Annotated in this window: 18 protein-coding genes; 9 read left to right on the top strand and 9 right to left on the bottom strand. The window is 63.9% G+C overall.

Annotation, left to right across the window (positions count from 1 at the left end; all coding sequences use genetic code 11):
- Positions 1 to 43: 43 nt before the first annotated feature.
- On the top strand, positions 44 to 949 hold the full coding sequence (gene mutM / locus ACFQX9_RS03840; protein ID WP_247475015.1) for a bifunctional DNA-formamidopyrimidine glycosylase/DNA-(apurinic or apyrimidinic site) lyase: 906 nt from the start codon (positions 44 to 46) through the stop codon (positions 947 to 949).
- Between the two features lie 270 nt (positions 950 to 1,219).
- Here mutM and ACFQX9_RS03835 read toward each other — a convergent pair whose 3' ends face one another.
- The gene (locus ACFQX9_RS03835; protein WP_377786677.1) at positions 1,220 to 1,963 is read right to left on the bottom strand and encodes an AAA family ATPase; all 744 of its coding nucleotides are present in this window, start codon (positions 1,961 to 1,963) and stop codon (positions 1,220 to 1,222) included.
- 239 nt (positions 1,964 to 2,202) lie between these two features.
- On the opposite strand from ACFQX9_RS03835, the gene ggt reads away from it, so the two are divergent.
- Positions 2,203 to 3,882 carry a gamma-glutamyltransferase gene (gene ggt, locus ACFQX9_RS03830; RefSeq protein WP_377786675.1) on the top strand — a complete coding sequence of 560 codons (1,680 nt, stop codon included), beginning with the start codon at positions 2,203 to 2,205 and terminating at the stop codon, positions 3,880 to 3,882.
- 77 nt (positions 3,883 to 3,959) lie between these two features.
- Here the strand turns inward: ggt and ACFQX9_RS03825 are convergent, their stop codons facing one another.
- Positions 3,960 to 5,318 (bottom strand): serine protease, encoded by a 1,359-nt coding sequence (locus ACFQX9_RS03825; RefSeq protein ID WP_377786673.1) that lies wholly within the window; start codon positions 5,316 to 5,318, stop codon positions 3,960 to 3,962.
- A gap of 229 nt (positions 5,319 to 5,547) precedes the next feature.
- Here ACFQX9_RS03825 and ACFQX9_RS03820 point away from each other — a divergent pair, with 229 nt between their 5' ends.
- On the top strand, positions 5,548 to 6,351 hold the full coding sequence (locus ACFQX9_RS03820) for a molybdopterin-synthase adenylyltransferase MoeB (protein WP_018455782.1): 804 nt from the start codon (positions 5,548 to 5,550) through the stop codon (positions 6,349 to 6,351).
- A 9-nt stretch (positions 6,352 to 6,360) separates the two neighbouring features.
- Here ACFQX9_RS03820 and ACFQX9_RS03815 read toward each other — a convergent pair whose 3' ends face one another.
- Positions 6,361 to 7,368, bottom strand: coding sequence for an aldo/keto reductase (locus ACFQX9_RS03815; protein ID WP_377786671.1), 1,008 nt, complete (start codon positions 7,366 to 7,368; stop codon positions 6,361 to 6,363).
- Positions 7,369 to 7,483: 115 nt separating this feature from the next.
- On the opposite strand from ACFQX9_RS03815, the gene ACFQX9_RS03810 reads away from it, so the two are divergent.
- Complete coding sequence (locus tag ACFQX9_RS03810; protein WP_247475020.1) at positions 7,484 to 8,395, top strand: LysR family transcriptional regulator; 912 nt, start codon at positions 7,484 to 7,486, stop codon at positions 8,393 to 8,395.
- Between the two features lie 3 nt (positions 8,396 to 8,398).
- Here ACFQX9_RS03810 and ACFQX9_RS03805 read toward each other — a convergent pair whose 3' ends face one another.
- Positions 8,399 to 9,400, bottom strand: a complete 1,002-nt coding sequence (locus tag ACFQX9_RS03805) for a 2-hydroxyacid dehydrogenase (RefSeq protein WP_377786668.1) — start codon at positions 9,398 to 9,400, stop codon at positions 8,399 to 8,401.
- 325 nt (positions 9,401 to 9,725) lie between these two features.
- On the opposite strand from ACFQX9_RS03805, the gene ACFQX9_RS03800 reads away from it, so the two are divergent.
- Complete coding sequence (locus ACFQX9_RS03800) at positions 9,726 to 10,256, top strand: SH3 domain-containing protein (RefSeq protein ID WP_085349885.1); 531 nt, start codon at positions 9,726 to 9,728, stop codon at positions 10,254 to 10,256.
- Positions 10,257 to 10,389: 133 nt separating this feature from the next.
- Here ACFQX9_RS03800 and irrA read toward each other — a convergent pair whose 3' ends face one another.
- Positions 10,390 to 10,881, bottom strand: coding sequence for an iron response transcriptional regulator IrrA (gene irrA / locus ACFQX9_RS03795; RefSeq protein ID WP_018455787.1), 492 nt, complete (start codon positions 10,879 to 10,881; stop codon positions 10,390 to 10,392).
- 355 nt (positions 10,882 to 11,236) lie between these two features.
- Here irrA and fabA point away from each other — a divergent pair, with 355 nt between their 5' ends.
- From fabA to fabI, 3 genes are all read left to right on the top strand, one after another.
- The gene (gene fabA, locus ACFQX9_RS03790) at positions 11,237 to 11,758 is read left to right on the top strand and encodes a bifunctional 3-hydroxydecanoyl-ACP dehydratase/trans-2-decenoyl-ACP isomerase (protein ID WP_007603915.1); all 522 of its coding nucleotides are present in this window, start codon (positions 11,237 to 11,239) and stop codon (positions 11,756 to 11,758) included.
- Positions 11,759 to 11,797: 39 nt separating this feature from the next.
- Positions 11,798 to 13,021, top strand: a complete 1,224-nt coding sequence (gene fabB, locus ACFQX9_RS03785; RefSeq protein ID WP_026233025.1) for a beta-ketoacyl-ACP synthase I — start codon at positions 11,798 to 11,800, stop codon at positions 13,019 to 13,021.
- 155 nt (positions 13,022 to 13,176) lie between these two features.
- A complete protein-coding gene (gene fabI / locus ACFQX9_RS03780; RefSeq protein WP_085349883.1) occupies positions 13,177 to 13,977 on the top strand; it encodes an enoyl-ACP reductase FabI in 801 nt (266 codons plus the stop codon).
- Between the two features lie 88 nt (positions 13,978 to 14,065).
- Here fabI and ACFQX9_RS03775 read toward each other — a convergent pair whose 3' ends face one another.
- From ACFQX9_RS03775 to ACFQX9_RS03760, 4 genes are all read right to left on the bottom strand, one after another.
- Positions 14,066 to 14,953 (bottom strand): hypothetical protein, encoded by an 888-nt coding sequence (locus ACFQX9_RS03775; RefSeq protein ID WP_377786665.1) that lies wholly within the window; start codon positions 14,951 to 14,953, stop codon positions 14,066 to 14,068.
- A gap of 72 nt (positions 14,954 to 15,025) precedes the next feature.
- Complete coding sequence (locus ACFQX9_RS03770) at positions 15,026 to 15,982, bottom strand: hypothetical protein (protein ID WP_377786663.1); 957 nt, start codon at positions 15,980 to 15,982, stop codon at positions 15,026 to 15,028.
- Entirely contained in the window at positions 15,955 to 16,419 is a 465-nt protein-coding gene (locus ACFQX9_RS03765) for a GNAT family N-acetyltransferase (RefSeq protein ID WP_085349880.1), read from the bottom strand. The genes ACFQX9_RS03770 and ACFQX9_RS03765 overlap by 28 nt, the downstream gene beginning before the upstream one ends.
- Before the next feature lie 7 nt (positions 16,420 to 16,426).
- Entirely contained in the window at positions 16,427 to 17,353 is a 927-nt protein-coding gene (locus ACFQX9_RS03760) for a hydrogen peroxide-inducible genes activator (RefSeq protein WP_018455793.1), read from the bottom strand.
- A 114-nt stretch (positions 17,354 to 17,467) separates the two neighbouring features.
- Between ACFQX9_RS03760 and katG the strand changes: the two genes are divergently transcribed.
- Complete coding sequence (gene katG, locus ACFQX9_RS03755) at positions 17,468 to 19,636, top strand: catalase/peroxidase HPI (protein ID WP_026233027.1); 2,169 nt, start codon at positions 17,468 to 17,470, stop codon at positions 19,634 to 19,636.
- The last annotated feature ends 44 nt before the right edge of the window (positions 19,637 to 19,680 follow it).

Raw genomic sequence — 19,680 nt, 5'->3', positions numbered from 1 at the left:
CAATGGCGCTATCACACCGCCCTCATAAGGTGAATGCCTGACCATGCCCGAATTGCCCGAAGTCGAGACCGTCCGCCGCGGCCTTCAGCCTGTCATGGAGGGTGCGAAAATCCTCGTGGCAGAGGCCCGCAGGCCCGATTTGCGCTTTCCGTTCCAGCCGGATTTCGTGGCCCGACTGAAGGGGCAGGTCGTCACGGGGCTCGGCCGCCGTGCAAAATATCTCATGGCCGATCTCGCCTCCGGCGACGTGCTGTTGATGCATCTGGGCATGTCGGGTTCGTTTCGCGTCATCAAGCCGGACAACGAGGCGGCGCCGGGCGAGTTTCACTATCCGCGAGCCAAGGACTCCGCGCACGATCACGTGCTGTTTCGGATGTCCTCCGGCGCCGACATCATCTTCAACGATCCGCGCCGCTTCGGTTACATGAAAGTGATCGCGCGCAGCGCGCTCGACGAGGAGCCGCTGCTGCGCGGGCTCGGGCCCGAGCCGCTTGGCAACGAATTTGACGCCGCGATGCTGGCGCGATCCTGCGCCGGCAAGACCACGAGCCTGAAAGCCGCGCTGCTCGATCAGCGCGTGGTCGCCGGGCTCGGCAATATCTATGTCTGCGAAGCCCTGCATCGCTCGCATCTGTCGCCGCGCCGGATCGCCGCGACGTTGTCGACCAAGGCCGGACAACGCAAGGGCGTTGCCGGGGGCGAGCCGACCGACCATGCAAAGCGACTGGTCGGCGCGATCCACACCGTGCTGAACGACGCCATCAAAGCCGGCGGCTCCAGCTTGCGCGATCATCGCCAGACCTCGGGCGAGCTCGGCTATTTCCAGCACTCGTTCAAGGTCTACGATCGCGAGGGCGAGAAATGCACCACGCCGCGATGTGGCGGCATCGTCAAGCGTTTTACGCAGAACGGCCGGTCGACCTTCTGGTGTCCGAAATGTCAGAAGTGAAAATCAGGCTCGTATCCGAGAGGTCGTAAGTTCAGCGGCGGTGACGAGCCCACCACGACCGTCATTGCGAGCGCAGCGAAGCAATCCAGAATCTTTCCAACGAAGCAGTCTGGATTGCTTCGTCGCAAAGCTCCTCGCAATGACAGCGGAGATAGAGTTTCCCAAAAACGCGAAGCGAAGCAATCCGGCCGGGCTGGTGGCCGGATTGCTTCGTCGCTAAGGCCCTTCCGGATGGTGAAGGTCCGGCTGCCATCCGAGCGATACCCCCGCTCAGGACGCCAGTATCGTAGTTTCATCGGCGGCCAGCTCGGCGGCGACGTGCAACATTCCGTCCGCGGCCGCGATGACCTGGTCGATCAAGACATTGGTGGTGACGTCGAGCTCGAGCCGGGTCTCAATCCAATGCCAGAGGCCGCGGATCTCCTCGGTCGACTTGCCGTTCGGCGCGAATTCGCTCACCGCTAGGCCGCTGGCGAGCGAGTCCTGGTGATCGTTGCGCATCACGATCAGGGGACGCGCGAGCACCTCGGCGAGATCAAGCGCTGCTTCCTCGGCGAGCGTGTTGGCGGCGTTGTCGATGCGCTGGCCGCGGATCGGGGTTTGGTTCAGCACGAAGCTGTAAGGCCGCTTCCAGGCGCGCGCGACGCTCAGCGTCGAAACGGTCGCTTCGATGTCGGCGACGCTCGGACGGGCCGGGATCAGGCAGAGGTCAGAATGGCGGATCGCGGCGGTGGTCGCTGCGCTGAGGCCGGCGGCGGTATCGACGATCGCGAGCTGGAGGCCGCTGTCGGCCAGCATCTTCAGGCGCGGTTCGATGTCGGCGGCGTGATAGATCGGCTCGACGACGAGATCATCGGTGGTGCGGCGGCGCTGCCAGTTGGACAGTGTGCCCTGCGGGTCGGTTTCGATCAGGCGAACGGTGAAGCCAGCCTGCTTGGCTGCCAGCGCGAGGCCGATGGCGAGCGTGCTCTTGCCGCTGCCACCCTTTTGGGTGGCCAGTGCGATCGTGTGCATTGAAGATCAATCCTTTGGAGTGCTTGGGTCTCGGGAAACGCCACGCGAACGTGCATCGATCTCGATGCTGAGCTCTTCTCGCTCAGGACGTGCCGGCCCGATCCAAAGGGGATCGCGGAGGTCCGAATCAGCAGTCACGATGATGGCGGAATCGGGAATGCCAACGAATCCGTACCATTACTGGACCCGTACTCGTACGTGTGCTGTGCTTGCAGCCGTGAATAATAAGGACAAGCGGCATGGGCGGAAACTGGCGCGACCGGACGACGGCGAATTTCGAATGCCAGAAGATGCCCGCGGTATCGAGCCGCGGCATGGTGGTCAGCAACCATCCACTGGCCTCCAGCGCCGGCGCGGAGATGCTGGCCGCCGGCGGCAACGCCATCGACGCCGCGATAGCGACCCTGTTCACGCTGACCGTGGTCGAGCCGATGATGGTGGGCATCATCGGCGGTGGCATGGCGCACATCCGGCTCGCCGACGGCAGCCACCGTTTCATCGACGGGCAGAGCACCGTGCCTGCGGCGGTGCTTGACACCAGCTACACCCCCACGCCGGGTTCCGCGCATGATGTGTTCGACACCGTCGGCAATGAAAATCTCAACGGACCAAAGGCGGTCGCTACGCCGGGCTCGCTGAAAGCCTGGTGCGAGACGCTGCGCCGCTTCGGCATCATGAGCCTTGCCGACGTCATGCAGCCCGCGATCAAGCACGCCGCGCGCGGCTATGCAACGACACCCTATCTGCACGAATGCATCACCGAGAGCGCCACCGAGATGCGCAAGGACAAGCCGATCGCGGCGATCTATCTGCCAGACGGCGAGCCGCTCAAGGTCGGCGAGCGCGTGGTACAGCCCGAATATGCCGAGACGTTGCGGCATATCGCCGACCACGGCGAAAAGGCGCTCTATGAGGGGCCGCTTGGCGATATCCTGGTCGACTATATGGAAAAGGCCGGCGGCTTTATCCGGCGCAACGATCTCACCAGCTACAAGACTGTTGAACGGCAGCCGATCCGCGCCGATTACCGCGGCTGGACTATCTTTGGCCCGCCGCCGCCTGCGGCTTCCGGCGTGCACATCGCGCAGATGCTGAACATTCTGGAGGGCTACGACATCGAAGGCCTCGGCTTCGGCACGCCCGAGACCATCCACTATCTCGCCGAAGTCCTGAAGATCGCATTCGCCGATCGCGCTGCGGCAAGCGGTGATCCTGATTATGTCGGCGTCCCCGTGGAGCGGCTGACCTCGAAGGCCTATGCCGAGGAGCGCCGCGCTGCGATCGATCCGGCACGGGCGCAGAGCTGGGGCGCCGGCGTGTCGCAGCTTGAAGGCGCTCACACCACGCACATGACGGCGGCGGATGCGTTCGGCAACGTGGTTGCGACCACGCAGACCATCAACAATCTGTTCGGCGCCAAGATCATGATCCCGGGCCTGGGCGCCATCGCCAACAACTACATGAACCTGTTCGATCCGCGTCCAGGCCACGCCCTGTCGCTGGCGTCGGGCAAGCGGGTGACGACCTCGATGTCGCCGATGATGGCACTCCGTGATGGAAAGTTGCGCTATGCGCTCGGCTTGCCCGGCGGAAAACGAATCTTCCCGAGCGCGATGCAGGCGCTGCTCAATCTGATCGACCACGGTATGAGCTTGCAGGAAGCAGTCGAGGCGCCGCGGGTCTGGACCGACGGCAATGCGCTTGAGGTCGAGCAGAAGGTGCCGGAGAGCGTGCGCGCGAAGCTCGCGGGGCTCGGCCACAAGTTGCAGCCTGTCGCGGCAGTCGCCGGCGGCATGAATGGTATCGCCTTCCACGACGACGGCACCATGAGTGGCGCCGCTTGCTGGCGTGCGGACGGCACGCCGGTCGGGATCTCGGGTGGTCTTGCGAAGGCCGGGATCAGGTTCAGGCTGAGCTAGGTCTCATGCCCCGGACGCAGCGCAGCGCTTCTTCAGCGGCGCGCATTTCATGCCGCACCGCGCCCGGGACACGAGAGCTACTTGCGCACGCAGATCACGCGCACGACAGCGGCTTTCGCATCTGTGGACGTTCCGTTCGCCGCGACACCGTTCGCCTTCAGGAAATCGCGCACCGTCTCCGCGGAGACCATCACCGCCTGCGACCCCGGCACCGACGTCGCGGGGCCCGCAACCATCGCCGGCTTCAACAGTGCGATGCCGGCGAACTTGCCGTCGCCGTCGATGGCGGGGCTGCCGGAGAAGCCGACAGACGGTGGCGGTGAGAGTGGGGAATCGCCACCACCGACGGATGCCAGCGTAGCCTTGAGGCTCGACACACCCGCGGCTCCGCCCTGGCTCTGCGGATCCGCGATACCAATGACATCGACAGCAGTCTTCGCTGCGCCGGCCGCGAGGTTGAGGGGCTTCAGGCCGCGGGCGCCGTAAATATGCAGCAGCGCGAGGTCGTGTTCCCGGTCCTCGGCGAGACGGTCGGCGCTGCCATAGCCGGCGATCGTGATCGCGAGGCAGCTATCAGTGACGAGGCGGTCCGTGAGGATCGCGCCATCGTCGCTGACGACAATGCCGGTGCCATATTCGACGGTCTTGCGTGGCGGCGGCCCCGCCTGTGGCCCCGACGGAAACGCGTTGAAGGCGCTCGACATCGCGATCACGACCGGCTCGACCGTGTTCTCGGTCGCCTGATCGTAGAGGATCGTCATGATGCGGACCTCGTCACCCCTGGAGGTGCCGCGCAAATAGAATTTCTTCAGGCCCTGCAGACCCGACAGCACGAAGAAGTCGGGCTTTACCACGGTGTAGTCGACCTTGCGACCCGGCCCTTTCTTCTCCGCTTCGGCAAGCTTGGCTGTAGTCGGGTTCGCCTCCTTGCGGCGGCTGAGCAGAACCTCCACCGTGCCAGTGGGCGAGGTCCATTTCGAGCCGTTGGCGTCGGTCGCCTGCTGCGGCACCAGCTTTGAGGGAATGCCGAGCCGCGCGCCGCTGGTCATTTCCGTCACGATCTTCCAGCCGACGCTGTCCTGTTTGCGGCGCGCGGTCTCGGCGAGCGCTGCGCGTTCCTGCGGATTGAGCACGCCGGTCGGCTTACCGCCCTTGGCCTTCTGATACTCCTTGATGGCCTCGACCAGGCGCGCGCTGACGTCGCCGGTGATGGCGCCGTTATATTGGCCGACCCAGGCAAGGTCGGACTGCAGCGACAGCCGCTCCGCCTGCGCCATGGCATCGGCCGTCGCAGCCGCCGTCTGCAATGCAGGAGGCCGGATCGGAACGGTCTGGACCGGCTTCGGCTTGGTGCCGGGAATCTGCGGGGTCGTCATCTGGGCGTTCGCGCCTGTCGCAGCCGCAAACATCAGTGTTGCCGCAAGCATCGATCTCATGACAAATCCAGCCAGCCCATTGAACGCAATGCCATTGAAGCACATCTCGTTGGTCGCGAACAATGTTGCGGTGGTTCAGACCGGCAGGAGAGGTCTAGCTCCTCATCCTGAGGAGCCGCGTAAGCGGCGTCTCGAAGGATGAAGGCCGTGCAGCCGCAGCGGGGCCTGCATGGTTCGAGACGGCGCTTCGCGCCTCCTCACCATGAGGAGAGGATCTGGAAGGATAACGATGCTGAGCCCGGACGAACTCGAACGTTATGCCCGCCATATCGTGCTGCGCGATGTCGGTGGCCCCGGCCAGGCTGCGCTGAAGCGGGCCTCCGTGCTGGTGATCGGCGCCGGCGGGCTCGGTGCGCCCGCTTTGATGTATCTGGCGGCCGCCGGCATCGGTACGCTCGGCGTGGTCGATGACGACGTGGTGTCGCTGTCGAACCTCCAGCGCCAGGTCATTCACACCACGCCCGATATCGGCCGGCACAAGGTCGAGAGCGCGGCCGAACGGATCTCGGCGCTCAACCCGCATGTCCGCTTCGTCGGTCACGCCACCTGGCTCAATGCCGACAATGCGCTGTCGCTGATCGGGGACTATGACCTCGTGCTCGACGGCTCCGACAATTTCTCGACCCGCTATCTGGCCTCGGACGCCTGCTTCTTCGCCAAGAGGCCGCTGATCACGGCGGCGCTCGGCACCTTCGATGGCTCGCTGACCACCATCCGCGCGCATGAGACAAACGAGCAGGGCGAATTCAATCCGACCTATCGCTGCCTATTCCCGGAAGCGCCGCCGCCCGGGACCGTGCCGGCGTGCGCGGAAGCCGGCGTCATGGGCGCGCTCGCGGGCGTGATGGGCTCGATGATGGCGCTGGAGGCGATCCGCGAGATCGTCGGCTTTGGCGACGGCCTCGTCGGCCGCCTCCTGATGATCGATGCGCGCGCGATGCGCTTCGAGACGCTGCGTTACGCGCGCGATCCCGCCAATCCGCTCAATGGCGATGGGCCTGTGATCACCGATCTCAGCGCCCATCGCACTTGATTGCAGACGTTATGCTGTGGCCGGCTTCTCGCTGTCGAGATGCGCCATCTGCTCGGCGGCGTAACGCGTGCCGGCAGCGACATCGGGCGGGAAGGCCGTTGCCAGCACGGCGAGATGAGCCGGCGTCAGCGTGACCTTGGCCGCGCCGAGTGCTTCGGTGAGGCGGTTGCGGGTGCGGGCGCCGACCAGCGGCACGATCTGCTTGCCTTGCGCCGCCACCCAGGCGATCGCGACCTGTGCCGGCGTCGCGCCAATCTCAGCGGAGATGGCGCGCAGCTGCTCCACCAATGCGAGATTGGCATCGAGATTCGATCCCTGGAAGCGCGGCGTCATCAGCCGGTAGTCCTTGCCTGTCTTGCCGGAGTCCTTCGACCAATGGCCGCTGATGAGGCCGCGCGCCAACACGCCGTAAGCCGTGATGCCGATGCCGAGCTCGCGGCAGGTCGTCAGGATGTCGCGTTCGATGCCACGCTCGATCAGCGAATATTCGATCTGGAGATCGGCGATCGGGTGCACGGCATGCGCGCGGCGGATGGTGGCGGAGCCGACCTCGGACAGGCCGATATGTTTGATGTAGCCGGCCTTCACGAGATCGGCGATGCCGCCGATGGTCTCCTCGATCGGAATGTTGGGATCGAGCCGCGCCGGACGGTAGACGTCGATGTAGTCGGTGCCGAGCCGCTGCAGCGAATAGGCTAGGAAGTTCCTCGTTGCGGCCGGCCTCGTGTCCATGCCGGTGAATTCGCCGGTAGGACCGCGCAGCGCACCGAACTTGACACTGATCTGCACCTTGTCGCGCGGCACCTCCTTGAGCGCTTCGCGCACCAGCATTTCATTGTGGCCCATGGCGTAGAAATCGCCGGTGTCGACTAGGGTAATGCCGGCATCCAGTGCGGCGTGGATCGTGGCGATGCTCTCGCCGCGATCGGCGGGGCCGTAGACCTCGGACATGCCCATGCACCCGAGACCGAGAGCGGAGACGGTGGGACCGGTCGAACCGAGTTTGCGCTGTTCCATGATGGCTCTCCTCGAAAAGGCGCTGACTGCGCCGCGTGACGAGGCCTGATATGCGCTTGATCGATTGCGCCGATAAGCTGGACAATCGAGAATGGCTTGTTCACATTAACGAACAATGGCTGAGCCCGACCTGCGTGATCTCGACGTCTTCATGGCGGTCGCCCGCACCCGCAATTTCCGGCGCGCGGCGATCGATATTCGCGTGTCGGTGTCGAGCCTTAGCCAACGATTGCGCGACCTCGAGGAGCGCCTCGGCGTCCGCCTGATGAACCGCACCACCCGCAGCGTTGCCCTGACCGAGGCGGGCGAGCTGCTGCTGTCGCGCTTGGCGCCGGCGCTGCGCGATGTCGGCGATGCCCTCGATCAGGTCCGGGGCCTGCGCGAGATGGCCTCGGGCCGGCTGCGCATCAACGCACCGCCGCCCGCGGTCGATCTCGTGCTGGCCCCCATGATCGGGCCGTTCCTTAAGGCCTATCCGCAGATCGACCTCGAGATCGTTTCCGAGAGCGGGTTCGTCGATATCGTCAGCGCGGGCTTCGATGCCGGCGTACGTTATGGCGAGCATCTCGCGCAGGACATGGTGGCGATCTCGCTCAGCGGCCCGCAGAGCTATGTCGTAGTCGCTTCGCCCGATTACCTCGCGCGCCGCGGCAAGCCGGAGCATCCGAAGGATCTGCTCGACCATGATTGCATCCGCGCCCGCTACTCCAGCGGTGTCATGCATGATTGGGAGTTCGAGAAGGCCGGCCAGTTGGTGAAGGTCGATCCGCCGGCAAAGCTGATCTCGACCAACATGGGCCTTTCCATGCGCGCCGCGCTCGACGGCGCCGGCATCTGGGCGACGCTTGATGGCTATGTCGGCGAAGCCCTGAAGTCCGGCGCGCTGGTCAGCCTGATTCAGGATTGGTGCGAGCCGTTTCCCGGGCCGTTCCTGTACTATCCAAGCCGGCGCCAGACGCCGCCGGCGCTGCGGGCCTTCATCGATTTCGTTGCCGACTGGCGCAAGCGCGAAACACGCAGCAAATAGACGTCACAGCATGCTCGGCAGCACGCGATCCGGCGGCTTGTGCGCGTCGAGTAAGGTGCGGATGTTGATGATCACCTTCTCGCCCATCTCGACGCGGCCCTCGATCGTGGCCGAGCCCATATGCGGCAGCAACGTCACCTTGCCGGCCTTGGCGAGCCGCACCAGCTTCGGGTTCACCGCGGGCTCGTGCTCATAGACATCGAGGCCGGCGCCGCCGATCTCGCCGCCTTCGATCAGCTTGATCAGGGTGTCCTCGTCGGTGACCCCGCCGCGCGCGGTGTTGACGATGTAGGCGTCCTTGCGGATCAGCTTCAGCCGGCGCGCCGACAGCAGATGGTAGGTCGCCGGCGTGTGCGGACAGTTCACCGAGATGATGTCCATCCGTGCCAGCATCTGGTCGAGGCTTTCCCAATAGGTCGCGCCCAGCTCTTCGGCGATCTTCGGCGCGACGGGCCGTCGGTTGTGGTAGTGGATCTGCAAGCCGAAGGCGCGGGCGCGACGTGCGACTGCCTGGCCGATGCGGCCCATGCCGATGATGCCGAGGCGCTTTCCGCCGATGCGATGGCCGAGCATCCAGGTCGGCGACCAGCCCGGCCAGGGTTTTCCTTCCGTCAGGATCGAGGCGCCTTCGATCATCCGCCTGGGCACAGCGAGGATCAGCGCCATGGTCATGTCGGCGGTGTCTTCGGTCAGAACTTTCGGCGTGTTGGTGACGGTGATGCCGCGGGCATGCGCGGCCTCGACATCGATGTTGTCGACGCCGTTGCCGAAATTCGCGATCAGTTTCAGCCTGCAGTCGGGCTGGTTGACGATATCGGCGGAGATGTGATCGGTCACGGTTGGGACCAGCACATCGGCGGTACGGGCGGCTTCCGCGATCTGCTCGGGCGACATCGGCGTGTCGTCGAGATTGATCCGCGCGTCGAACAGCTCGCGCATCCGGGTCTCGATCGAGTCCGGAAGCTTGCGCGTCACCACGACGAGGGGCTTTTTCTTCACCGACATGTCCTGCCCTCATGAGGCGTTGGGAGCCGCCTCTGTCGCCAAAGGCCGGCCGTTGAGGCCTCATTAACCCGGTTGTTCGACACTGCGCTTGCCGCGTCGTCCCGGCGTTTCCTTCAAGCTCTCCCGACATTTCCGGCCGGAAAATCGGGACAAACCGGTTGTTCAGATGTCCGTCCTCTCTAGCAGAAGGCCGGGCCAAGACAAGAACCACGGGTAAAGGGCTCGGGAACACCCGCGTGGGGCGGGGTCAGGGGCGACAGCGGCCTGGTTTGGAATTTAGGGGCGAGGGACCGGCTCGGCCGGACCTTCGACAGGAGACGGGTTGATGGCGTTGGGGCGTTTTTGTTCGGTGATGGCGCTCGTTTGCACCTGGTTGAGCGCTTCGGTCAGTCCCGGGCATTCGGCAAAGGACAACACCCCCCAGACGGCCTCGGGCCTCCCGGTGCCGCGCTACGTCAGCCTGAAATCGGATCACGTCAACGTCCGCGCCGGCCCGACCAAGGACAACGACGTCGCCTGGGTCTACACCCGATCCGGCCTGCCGGTCGAAATCACCGCCGAGTTCGAGAACTGGCGCCGGATCCGCGATTCCGAGGGCGCCGAGGGCTGGGTCTATCACTCGCTGCTGTCAGGCCGCCGTACTGCTGTCGTCACCATGAAGCACAAGGACGAGCTCGCGCCGATCTACGACCGCGCCGATCCCGACAGCGCGGTTGCGGCCAGGCTCCAGGCCGGTGTCGTCACCCAGGTGAAGAAGTGCACTGCAAACTGGTGCCGCGTCAGCGGTAACGGCTTTGACGGCTGGATCCAGCAGGAGCGCCTCTGGGGCGTCTACTCGGACGAGCAGGTGAATTGATCTGGGCGGGAGCGGAACTGTTGCTCCACCGTCATGCCCGGGCATCCACGCATTTTTCGACGCCTGACCGAATAACGTGGATAGCCGGGACAAGCCCGGCCATGACGATCAAATCAGCAGTTCAGGATAGATCTCAGCGCTTCTTGCGCAACCGTACGACCATGTCGATGCGGGCGATCTCGTAACCCGCGGGCACCTCAGGCATCTTGGACAGCGCCAGATGCGGATCCTCGATGTCGACCAGCTCATGGCTGTTCTCGAGGTAGTAGTGATGGTGGGTCGTGACGTTGGTGTCGAAATAGGTCTTGGTGCCGTCGACGCTGACCTGACGCAGCAGACCGGCATCGGTGAGCTGGTTCAGCGTGTTGTAGACGGTCGCCAGCGAGACCGGCACCTTGGCCAGCGTCGCTTCCTCGTAAAGCATTTCAGCCGTGAGGTGACGTGCACCCTTGCCGAACAGGAGCCAGCCGAGCGCCATGCGCTGGCGCGTGGGGCGAAGCCCTGCGGACTGGAGCATTTCGTTGACGTCGTGCCACGGGCAGCCGGTCAACGCCGGCTGGCGGCCGGACATAAGAGCCGCCGCATGGGCCTCTTCGTCGCGATGGGGCGCGTTATTTTCGTTCATTTCCAGCTTCGGGCACGCGTGAACACTGTCGTTGCCCAACATATATGGAGAGATAGATGCAGATGCAAGTTTCTCGCAACTAGAGTGGTTCTAATCAGGCAGGGAACCGGGGTGGCGGCCCGTCATTTTACCTTCATGAGAGCGCTTTGCTACCCGAAATGGCCTGTGTTAGAGAGCCCGCGGTTCCGCTTAACCCATTTTGGCGCGACCCGGCATTGAGGGCCGCTCGCTATCCATCCAGGGTCCTTCGGTATTCTCGTCTGACAATGGCAACAGATGTCGCCTTTCGAACAGGATGGGGCCCATTTTCGCCGGAAACGCCGCTCAATCGGGGTTTGAACACAAAGGCTTCCGCATGCTGAACAGGCGCAACGGTTACGAATATGAAGATCTGCTGGCATGTGCCCGCGGCGAGATGTTCGGCCCTGGCAATGCGCAATTGCCGCTGCCGCCGATGCTGATGTTCGACCGCATCACGGACATCAGCGAGACCGGCGGCGAATTCGGCAAGGGGGTGGTGCGCGCCGAGCTCGACGTGAAGCCCGACCTCTGGTTCTTCGGCTGCCACTTCAAGAACGATCCGGTGATGCCCGGCTGCCTCGGGCTCGATGCGCTGTGGCAAATGGTCGGCTTTTATCTGGGCTGGAGCGGCGGTGAAGGTCGCGGTCGCGCGCTTGGCCTGAACGAGCTGAAGTTCAGCGGCCAGGTGCTGCCGGAGGCCCGCAAGGTTGTGTACAACATCGATATCAAGCGCGTGATGCGTTCAAAGCTGGTGCTCGGTATCGCCGACGGATGGCTTTCGGTGGATGACCAGATTATCTATCGCGCAAAGGATTTGAAGGTCGGCCTGTTCAAGCAGGGCACGAGCCTGGGCTGAGCGCATCACCACGAAGACAACGATTGAGGCGAGGCTGTCATGAGGCGGGTTGTGGTCACCGGGATGGGCATTGTCTCCTCCATCGGAAACAACACCCAGGAGGTGCTTGCGAGCCTTCACGAGGCGAAGTCGGGCATTTCGCGGGCTGAAAAATATGCCGAGCTCGGCTTCCGCTCCCAGGTGCAGGGTGCGCCGACGCTCGATCCTTCGACGGTGGTCGACCGCCGCGCCATGCGTTTCCTCGGTCAGGGCGCGGCGTGGAATCACGTCGCGATGGAACAGGCGATCCAGGATTCCGGTCTTTCGCCCGACGAAATTTCCAATATTCGCACCGGCATCATCATGGGCTCCGGCGGTCCGTCGGCGCGCACCATCGTCGAAGCCGCCGACATCACCCGCACCAAGGGACCGAAGCGTGTCGGGCCGTTTGCAGTGCCGAAGGCGATGTCCTCCACGGCCTCCGCAACGCTTGCGACCTGGTTCAAGATCAAGGGCGTGAACTATTCTATCTCGTCGGCCTGCGCGACGTCGAACCATTGCGTCGGCAATGCCTATGAAACGATCCAGATCGGCAAGCAGGACGTCATCTTCGCCGGCGGCTGCGAGGAGCTGGACTGGTCGCTGTCGGTGCTGTTCGACGCCATGGGCGCGATGTCCTCGAAGTACAACGACACGCCTGCGACGGCCTCCCGTCCCTACGACGTCAACCGCGACGGCTTCGTGATTGCCGGCGGAGCCGGCGTGCTGGTGCTGGAAGAGCTCGAGCATGCCAAGGCGCGGGGCGCACGCATTTACGGCGAGATCGTCGGCTATGGCGCGACGTCCGACGGCTACGACATGGTCGCACCATCAGGTGAGGGCGCCGAGCGCTGCATGCGCATGGCGATGTCGACCGTGAAGACCAAGGTCGACTACATCAATCCGCACGCGACATCGACCCCGGCCGGCGATCCGCCGGAGATCGACGCACTCCGCAGGGTGTTCGGAAGCGGCGAGAAGTGCCCGCCGATCTCGGCGACCAAGGCGCTGACCGGTCACTCCCTGGGCGCAACCGGCGTGCAGGAAGCGATCTATTCGCTGCTGATGATGAACAATGGTTTCATCTGCGAGAGCGCCCACATCCAGGAGCTCGACCCCGTGTTCGCCGACATGCCGATCGTGCGCAAGCGCATCGACAACGTCAAAATCGGCACCGTGCTGTCGAACTCCTTCGGCTTCGGCGGCACCAACGCCACGCTGGTGTTCAGCCGGCTGGATGCGTAATTTTGGCACGCTGTCATGCCCCGCGAAGGCGGGCATCCAGCACGCCGCAACTTCTCGATTTGCTGTAATCGCCTCGAAATACTGGATCGCCTGCCCCAGTGCGCAAGTGCGCGCAAGGCGGGCGATGACGCCGGAATAATGGGAGCTATCAGGCAATGGAAGGTTTAATGAAAGGCAAGCGCGGTCTGATCATGGGCATCGCCAATGATCATTCGATCGCCTGGGGCATGGCGAAGACGCTGCATGCCCACGGCGCCGAGCTTGCCTTCACCTTCCAGGGCGAGGCGCTGGGCAAGCGTGTTAAGCCGCTGGCGGAGCAGCTTGGCGTCGACATGGTGCTGCCCTGCGACGTCGAGGACATCACCAGCGTCGACGCCACATTCACGGCCTTGCGCGAAAAGTGGGGCCGGCTGGATTTCGTGATCCACGCGATCGGCTTCGCCGACAAGAACGAGCTCAAGGGTCGCTACGCCGACACCAGCCGCGAGAATTTTTCGCGCACCATGGTGATCTCCTGCTTCTCCTTCACGGAAGTGGCAAAACGCGCCGCCGAGCTGATGACGGAGGGCGGCAGCATGATCACGCTGACCTTCGGCGCCTCGGAACGCGCGATGCCGAACTACAACGTGATGGGCGTGGCCAAGGCGGCGCTGGAAGCCTCGGTGCGCTATCTCGCCTCGGATTTCGGACCGCGCGGCATCCGCGTCAACGCGATCTCCGCCGGCCCGATCCGCACGCTCGCCGGCTCCGGCATCGGCGAGGCGCGCGCCATGTTCGCCTTCATGCAAAAACATTCGCCGCTCCGCCGGGGCGTGACGCTCGACGAGCTCGGCGGCTCGGCGCTGTATCTGTTGTCGGATCTCTCCGGCGGCGTGACCGGCGAGATCCACTATGTCGATTCCGGCTACAACACCGTCCTGATGCCGCGGCCGGACGATTTGAAGGCGCAGGATTAGCTCTCGTAGAGTGGGCAAAGGCGCGCAAGCGACGTGCCCACGATTTCTCAATAATCGAGACCAGTTCCTGCTGCGAAGGACGTGTCGATCAGCGCGCGTCGCTGTTGCGCGCCGCTCGTTGAACCCCGATCAGCAGCGGCAGCGTCTTGTCGAGGCTTTCCGTCAGCATGGCACGCACGTCGTCGCGCAGTGCGGGATTGTCGGCGGCATCTTCAGGGCGGGTTGGAAACGATTCTGCGGGTAGTTCGCGATAGGGGCCGCCGATTTGCACGCCCAAGAGCCTCTGCACCATAAGGGAATGATGCGTGTTGATCAGCGCAGAACTCTGTCTGACAACGGAGAAGTCGCGCCCATCGAAGATGCGGACAAACGCCGGGGCGTAGAGATAGATGCGACGCCCGAGCACCACATCATGGTTGAGGATGCCGAAGCCGCGGACCGTATAGTTGGATGACCCGAAAGGGCTGATTGAATTGAGGATCTGGATGTAGTGCCGGCAATTCGTTCCTTTCACGACGTCGCGCATGTATTGGGCCAGCTCCGCATTGAGATCGCGGAACAACCTGTCCTTCAATGTGTCCTTGGACTCATCGCGGGGAGGAAATTTCGCCGGGTTGTAGGGGATTCTCAGAACGGACACGCCGGCAGGGATCGTGGCGCGAATCCGCGCGAAGATCAGATCATTGAGTCCCCAGCCCGGGATCGGGACGACCGTCTTCTTGTGCTGAAATACGGTCAGGCCGGTCGTCAGCACGGTGAACTCATCGCCGGTGGTGACGACGACACCGAAGTCGCACGGGCCGCCGACCACGGGAGCGGGTTTGCCCGTCGCTTCACGCCGCGTGGTCGTCTTGTTGTTGCTTTGCTTGACGGCTGATCCTGCCGTTTCCGCCCCTGGTGGTACCAATTTGGTCTGCGCCCAAGCAGATGTCGAAAAGCACCACGCGACGGCCGCAAGGACGACGAGCCGGGCCAAAACGTCAAATGCAGCCCAGCCGCAGGAAGCGGACGAGCGATAGTCTTTGTCGCGTCCCCTCGGCAAAGGCGCTTACTCGCCCTTGATATACGCGGGTAGATACCTGTCCAGCTGGGCCGTGAGCAGGCTGCGTGTGCTGTCACGCAGCAATGCACTGCTGGTCACCTGTTCAGGGGTCTTGGGAAATTCGAGATTGTTGAGGATTTGCATATTGTCGTTCTTGTTGGAGAAACTCGAAGCAATCACATCGCCGAAGCTGCGGGTAGGCGCCCGATGGATGTCGAAAGTCCGTCCGTCGAAAACGTTTATGCGGAAATAGGAAACCACGACGCCGCGCCCGGAAGGGCTCGCCCAATTCTTGTAGACCCCGAGGCCCTCGATTGATTGATTGGTGCCATCCACCGAAACGCGGGCTTTCGTGGCTACGACGTAGCGTTCGCAATTTGCAGCTCCGGCGATCTGCCGCACCAGCGCCGTCAGGTCGTCGCGGTCATTGCGGAACAGTTTCGCTTCCGGATGATAGTACGGCCTGAAGGCTCCGCTTGCGTAAGCGACCTTTCGGACAGCCGTGCCGGGAGCCGTGGCGCGAACCCTCGCGACGAACAGATCATCGATACCCCACGTCTCGATCGGCGCCTCCATATACTCGTTGCCGAACATCGTGAGGCCGACATGTTGCACCGAGAACTGGTCTCCGATCGCGGAAATGACGCCGATCTGACAGGGGCCGCTCTCCGCCGCAACTGGCTGTTGTGCAGCCGGTTTGGCCTTCGGCGCCGCCTTCTTGACTGCCTTCTTGGCTGGCGCCGCCGTCTGAGCGGGAGGCGCGGTGGTTGCGGGAGGGGTTTGCGCGGCTGCCGTGGTGAGCAGGCACAGCAACGCGATCAGCGAGACAGCAATTCGAAGCATCGATTCCGGGAGATAAGGGGGCAGGAGGACGGCGGATACGCCACAGTAAATTGGAACCGCGACAACCGCAAGCTGCACCCGGCGACCACTGCCTATCCGGCGGGCCGCTGCCGCTGCCACCGATAATACTTCATCATGAACCCGTTCGAGGGCTCGATCTCCTGCTTCTCGAACACAAAGCCCTCGCGCTCATACCAGCGCCAGGCTTTTTCGTTCTCGCGGACGCAGCGCAGATACATCTCGTCCGGCATTTGCGTGCGCGTGAAGGCGAGCAATTGGCGGCCGAGCGATTGGCCCTGATAGGCGGGCGCGACGAACAGCATGTCGAGATAGAGTTTTGGCAAATGCAGCGCCAGCATCGCGGCGATCGTGCCGTCGTCGTCGGCGACGAACAGGCTCCAGCCGTCCTCGGTCTCGCGCCGGATCCGTGCACGCAGGTTTGCCAGCAGGAAGTCGCTCGTCTCGCCGAGGCCGGTCGAGACCCAGCTCTCCATCCAGATACGGCCGATCTCGTCGTATTCGTCCGCGCGGGCTGGGCGAATGATGGGATGCGACATCGAGGCCTCAGGTTGGCTTGCTGCGCACGGATGGACGTGCGCGCACCTTGCCCGCCGACAGGCACACCACCTCGGAGATTTGCAGGAGTTGCCGCGCCAGCGGGCTGGTCTTGCGCCAGACCATGCCGATGGTGCGCGACGGCTGCGGGTCGCGGAAGCGCGCGAGCGAGACCGAGGCCGATCGCGTCTCAACTGACACCGCCATCTCGGGGATCAACGTGACGCCGATGCCGGCGCTGACCATCTGGACCAGCGTCGACAGCGAATTGGCATCCAGCATCTCGCGTGGCGGCGCCGATTGCATGTTGCAGAATGACAGCGCCTGATCGCGGAAGCAGTGCCCCTCTTCGAGCAACAGCAGCCGCATCTCGCGCATCATCTCCCGCGACGGTGCCGGCGTTCCCTCATCCGCACTCGGCCGCACCAGCAGGAATTTTTCCTCGAACAGGGCGACCTCGGTGAGCGAGGGCTCGGACACCGGCAGCGCCACGATGGCGGTATCGAGCCGACCCTCCACCAGTTCCTGAATCAGCCGCGGCGTCATCGTCTCGCGCACGCGGATGTCGAGCTCCGGATGCATGCGCGTCAGATTCTTGGTGATCGTCGGCAGCAGATAGGGCGCGATCGTCGGAATCATGCCGATGCGCAGCCGTCCGGAGAACCGGTCCTGCGAGGCGCGGGCGAAATCGCCGAGCTCGTCGACCGAGCGCAAGATGTCGCGGACGCGCTGCGCGAGCTCCTCGCCAAATCGGGTCAGCGCCACCTGCCGGGCGCTGCGCTCCAGCAGCAGACCGCCGAGCGCCTCCTCCAGCTCCTTGATCTGCATCGACAGGGCAGGCTGCGAGATCGAGCAGGACTCAGCCGCGCGGCCGAAATGACTGTGACGGGCCAGGGCGTCGAAATACCGGAGCTGGCGCAGCGTGAGGTTTAGCATCAGAAAATCTTATCGCTGCGATCATTAAAGTCAACTTCCCCTGATCGAACGTGAAGCTTAGAGTGTTTCTACCTGGTCAAAGGCGCGAGTTCGACGCCACCAGAGGAGGTATTCATGGACGACACTTCAAAGTGCCCGTTTTCGGGTGGAAAACGTGTGCCGGCGAACCGCGATTGGTGGCCGACCCAGCTCAGCATCGAGATGCTGCACAAGAATTCCGCCAAGTCCGACCCGATGGACAAGGACTTCGACTACGCCAAGGAATTCAAGTCGCTCGACCTGAACGCGGTCATCAAGGACCTGACCGCTCTGATGACGGAATCGCAGGAATGGTGGCCCGCCGACTTCGGTCACTACGGCGGCCTCATGATCCGCATGGCCTGGCACAGCGCGGGCACCTACCGCACCACCGACGGTCGCGGTGGCGCCGGCGCCGGACAGCAGCGTTTCGCGCCGCTCAACAGCTGGCCCGATAACGCAAATCTCGACAAGGCACGCCGTCTGCTCTGGCCGATCAAGCAGAAATACGGCCGCAAGATTTCCTGGGCCGATCTGATGGTGCTGGCGGGCAACGTCGCGCTGGAGTCGATGGGCTTCAAGACCTTTGGCTTTGCCGGCGGCCGCGTCGACGTCTGGGAGCCGGAAGAGCTCTATTGGGGTCCGGAAGGCACCTGGCTGGGCGATGAGCGCTACAGCGGCGAACGCCAGCTCGCCGAGCCGCTCGGCGCGGTGCAGATGGGCCTCATCTACGTCAATCCGGAAGGCCCGAACGGCAAGCCGGATCCGATCGCCGCGGCCAAGGACATTCGCGAGACCTTTTTCCGCATGGCGATGAACGACGAGGAAACCGTCGCACTGATCGCCGGCGGCCACACCTTCGGCAAGACCCACGGCGCCGGCGATCCGTCGCTGGTCGGACCGGAGCCGGAAGCGGGCGCGCTCGAAGATCAGGGCCTCGGCTGGAAGAGCAAGCACGCGTCGGGCATTGGCGGCGATTCCATCACCAGCGGTCTCGAGGTGACCTGGACCACGACGCCGACGAAGTGGAGCAACAACTTCTTCGAGAACCTGTTCAAGTACGAATGGGAGCTGACTAAGAGCCCGGGCGGTGCGCAGCAGTGGACGGCCAAGGGCGCCGAGGCGATCATTCCCGATGCCTTCGACAAGTCCAAGAAGCATCGGCCGACGATGCTGACGACCGACCTCTCGCTGCGTATGGATCCGGCCTATGAGAAGATCTCGCGCCGCTTCCTCGAGAATCCCGATCAGTTCGCGGACGCCTTCGCCCGTGCCTGGTTCAAGCTCACCCATCGCGACATGGGTCCGGTGGTGCGCTATCTCGGTCCGCTGGTGCCGAAGGAAACCCTGATCTGGCAGGATCCGATCCCTGCTGTGAATCACGAGCTGGCCAGCGAGCAGGATATCGCCTCGCTGAAGACCAAGATCCTGGCCTCGGGTCTGTCGGTCTCGGAGCTGGTCTCGACCGCCTGGGCGTCGGCCTCGACGTTCCGCGGCTCGGACAAGCGCGGCGGCGCCAACGGCGCGCGTATCCGCCTCGCCCCGCAGAAGGATTGGGAAGTGAACGAGCCGGCTCAGCTCTCGAAGGTCCTGGGCAAGCTCGAAGCGATCCAGAAGGACTTCAACGCGTCATCCGGTGCGAAGAAGGTCTCGCTGGCGGACCTCATCGTGCTCGGCGGCACCGCCGCGGTCGAGAAGGCCGCCAAGGATGCCGGCGTCGACGTCAAGGTCGGCTTCACGCCGGGCCGCATGGATGCCTCGCAGGAGCAGACCGACGCCGCTTCGTTTGCTCCGCTGGAGCCGCGGGCCGATGGCTTCCGCAACTTCATCGGCAAGCGGCAGCAGTTCATGATGCCCGAGGAGGCTCTGGTCGATCGTGCGCAGCTGCTCCGGCTTACCGGCCCGGAGATGACGGTGCTCGTCGGCGGTCTGCGCGTGCTCGGTGCCAATGCGAACGGTTCGAAGAACGGCGTCCTCACCTCGAAGGTGGGAACGCTGAGCAACGACTTCTTCGTCAACCTGCTCGACATGAGCACGCAGTGGACGCCGGCCGGCACCGACGGCACCTATGAGGCCCGCGACCGCAAGACCAACGCGGTCAAGTGGACCGGCACGCGCGTCGACCTGATCTTCGGCGCACACTCGCAGCTTCGCGCCTACGCAGAGGTCTATGCCACGTCGGATTCCAAAGAGCAGTTCGTCAAGGACTTCGCCAAGGCCTGGACCAAGGTGATGAACCTCGATCGCTACGACATCGCGGCCTGATTCCAAAGTTCGGCAAGCGACAAACAAAAAGGGCGGCCGCGAGG

It is taken from the genome of Bradyrhizobium sp. GCM10028915 (genome assembly GCF_042666195.1).
Classification (GTDB): domain Bacteria; phylum Pseudomonadota; class Alphaproteobacteria; order Rhizobiales; family Xanthobacteraceae; genus Bradyrhizobium; species Bradyrhizobium canariense_D.
This window is presented reverse-complemented; position numbering and strand designations above follow the sequence as displayed.

Coding starts and splice junctions, on each gene's coding strand:
- ACFQX9_RS03800 (WP_085349885.1), top strand. CDS start 9,726: ATGGCGTTGGGGCGTTTTTGTTCGGTGATGGCGCTCGTTTGCACCTGG.
- ACFQX9_RS03835 (WP_377786677.1), bottom strand. CDS start 1,963: ATGCACACGATCGCACTGGCCACCCAAAAGGGTGGCAGCGGCAAGAGC.
- ACFQX9_RS03825 (WP_377786673.1), bottom strand. CDS start 5,318: ATGAGATCGATGCTTGCGGCAACACTGATGTTTGCGGCTGCGACAGGC.
- mutM (WP_247475015.1), top strand. CDS start 44: ATGCCCGAATTGCCCGAAGTCGAGACCGTCCGCCGCGGCCTTCAGCCT.
- ACFQX9_RS03765 (WP_085349880.1), bottom strand. CDS start 16,419: ATGTCGCATCCCATCATTCGCCCAGCCCGCGCGGACGAATACGACGAG.
- fabA (WP_007603915.1), top strand. CDS start 11,237: ATGCTGAACAGGCGCAACGGTTACGAATATGAAGATCTGCTGGCATGT.
- ACFQX9_RS03820 (WP_018455782.1), top strand. CDS start 5,548: ATGCTGAGCCCGGACGAACTCGAACGTTATGCCCGCCATATCGTGCTG.
- ACFQX9_RS03810 (WP_247475020.1), top strand. CDS start 7,484: ATGGCTGAGCCCGACCTGCGTGATCTCGACGTCTTCATGGCGGTCGCC.
- ACFQX9_RS03815 (WP_377786671.1), bottom strand. CDS start 7,368: ATGGAACAGCGCAAACTCGGTTCGACCGGTCCCACCGTCTCCGCTCTC.
- irrA (WP_018455787.1), bottom strand. CDS start 10,881: ATGAACGAAAATAACGCGCCCCATCGCGACGAAGAGGCCCATGCGGCG.
- katG (WP_026233027.1), top strand. CDS start 17,468: ATGGACGACACTTCAAAGTGCCCGTTTTCGGGTGGAAAACGTGTGCCG.
- fabI (WP_085349883.1), top strand. CDS start 13,177: ATGGAAGGTTTAATGAAAGGCAAGCGCGGTCTGATCATGGGCATCGCC.
- ACFQX9_RS03805 (WP_377786668.1), bottom strand. CDS start 9,400: ATGTCGGTGAAGAAAAAGCCCCTCGTCGTGGTGACGCGCAAGCTTCCG.
- ggt (WP_377786675.1), top strand. CDS start 2,203: ATGGGCGGAAACTGGCGCGACCGGACGACGGCGAATTTCGAATGCCAG.
- fabB (WP_026233025.1), top strand. CDS start 11,798: ATGAGGCGGGTTGTGGTCACCGGGATGGGCATTGTCTCCTCCATCGGA.
- ACFQX9_RS03760 (WP_018455793.1), bottom strand. CDS start 17,353: ATGCTAAACCTCACGCTGCGCCAGCTCCGGTATTTCGACGCCCTGGCC.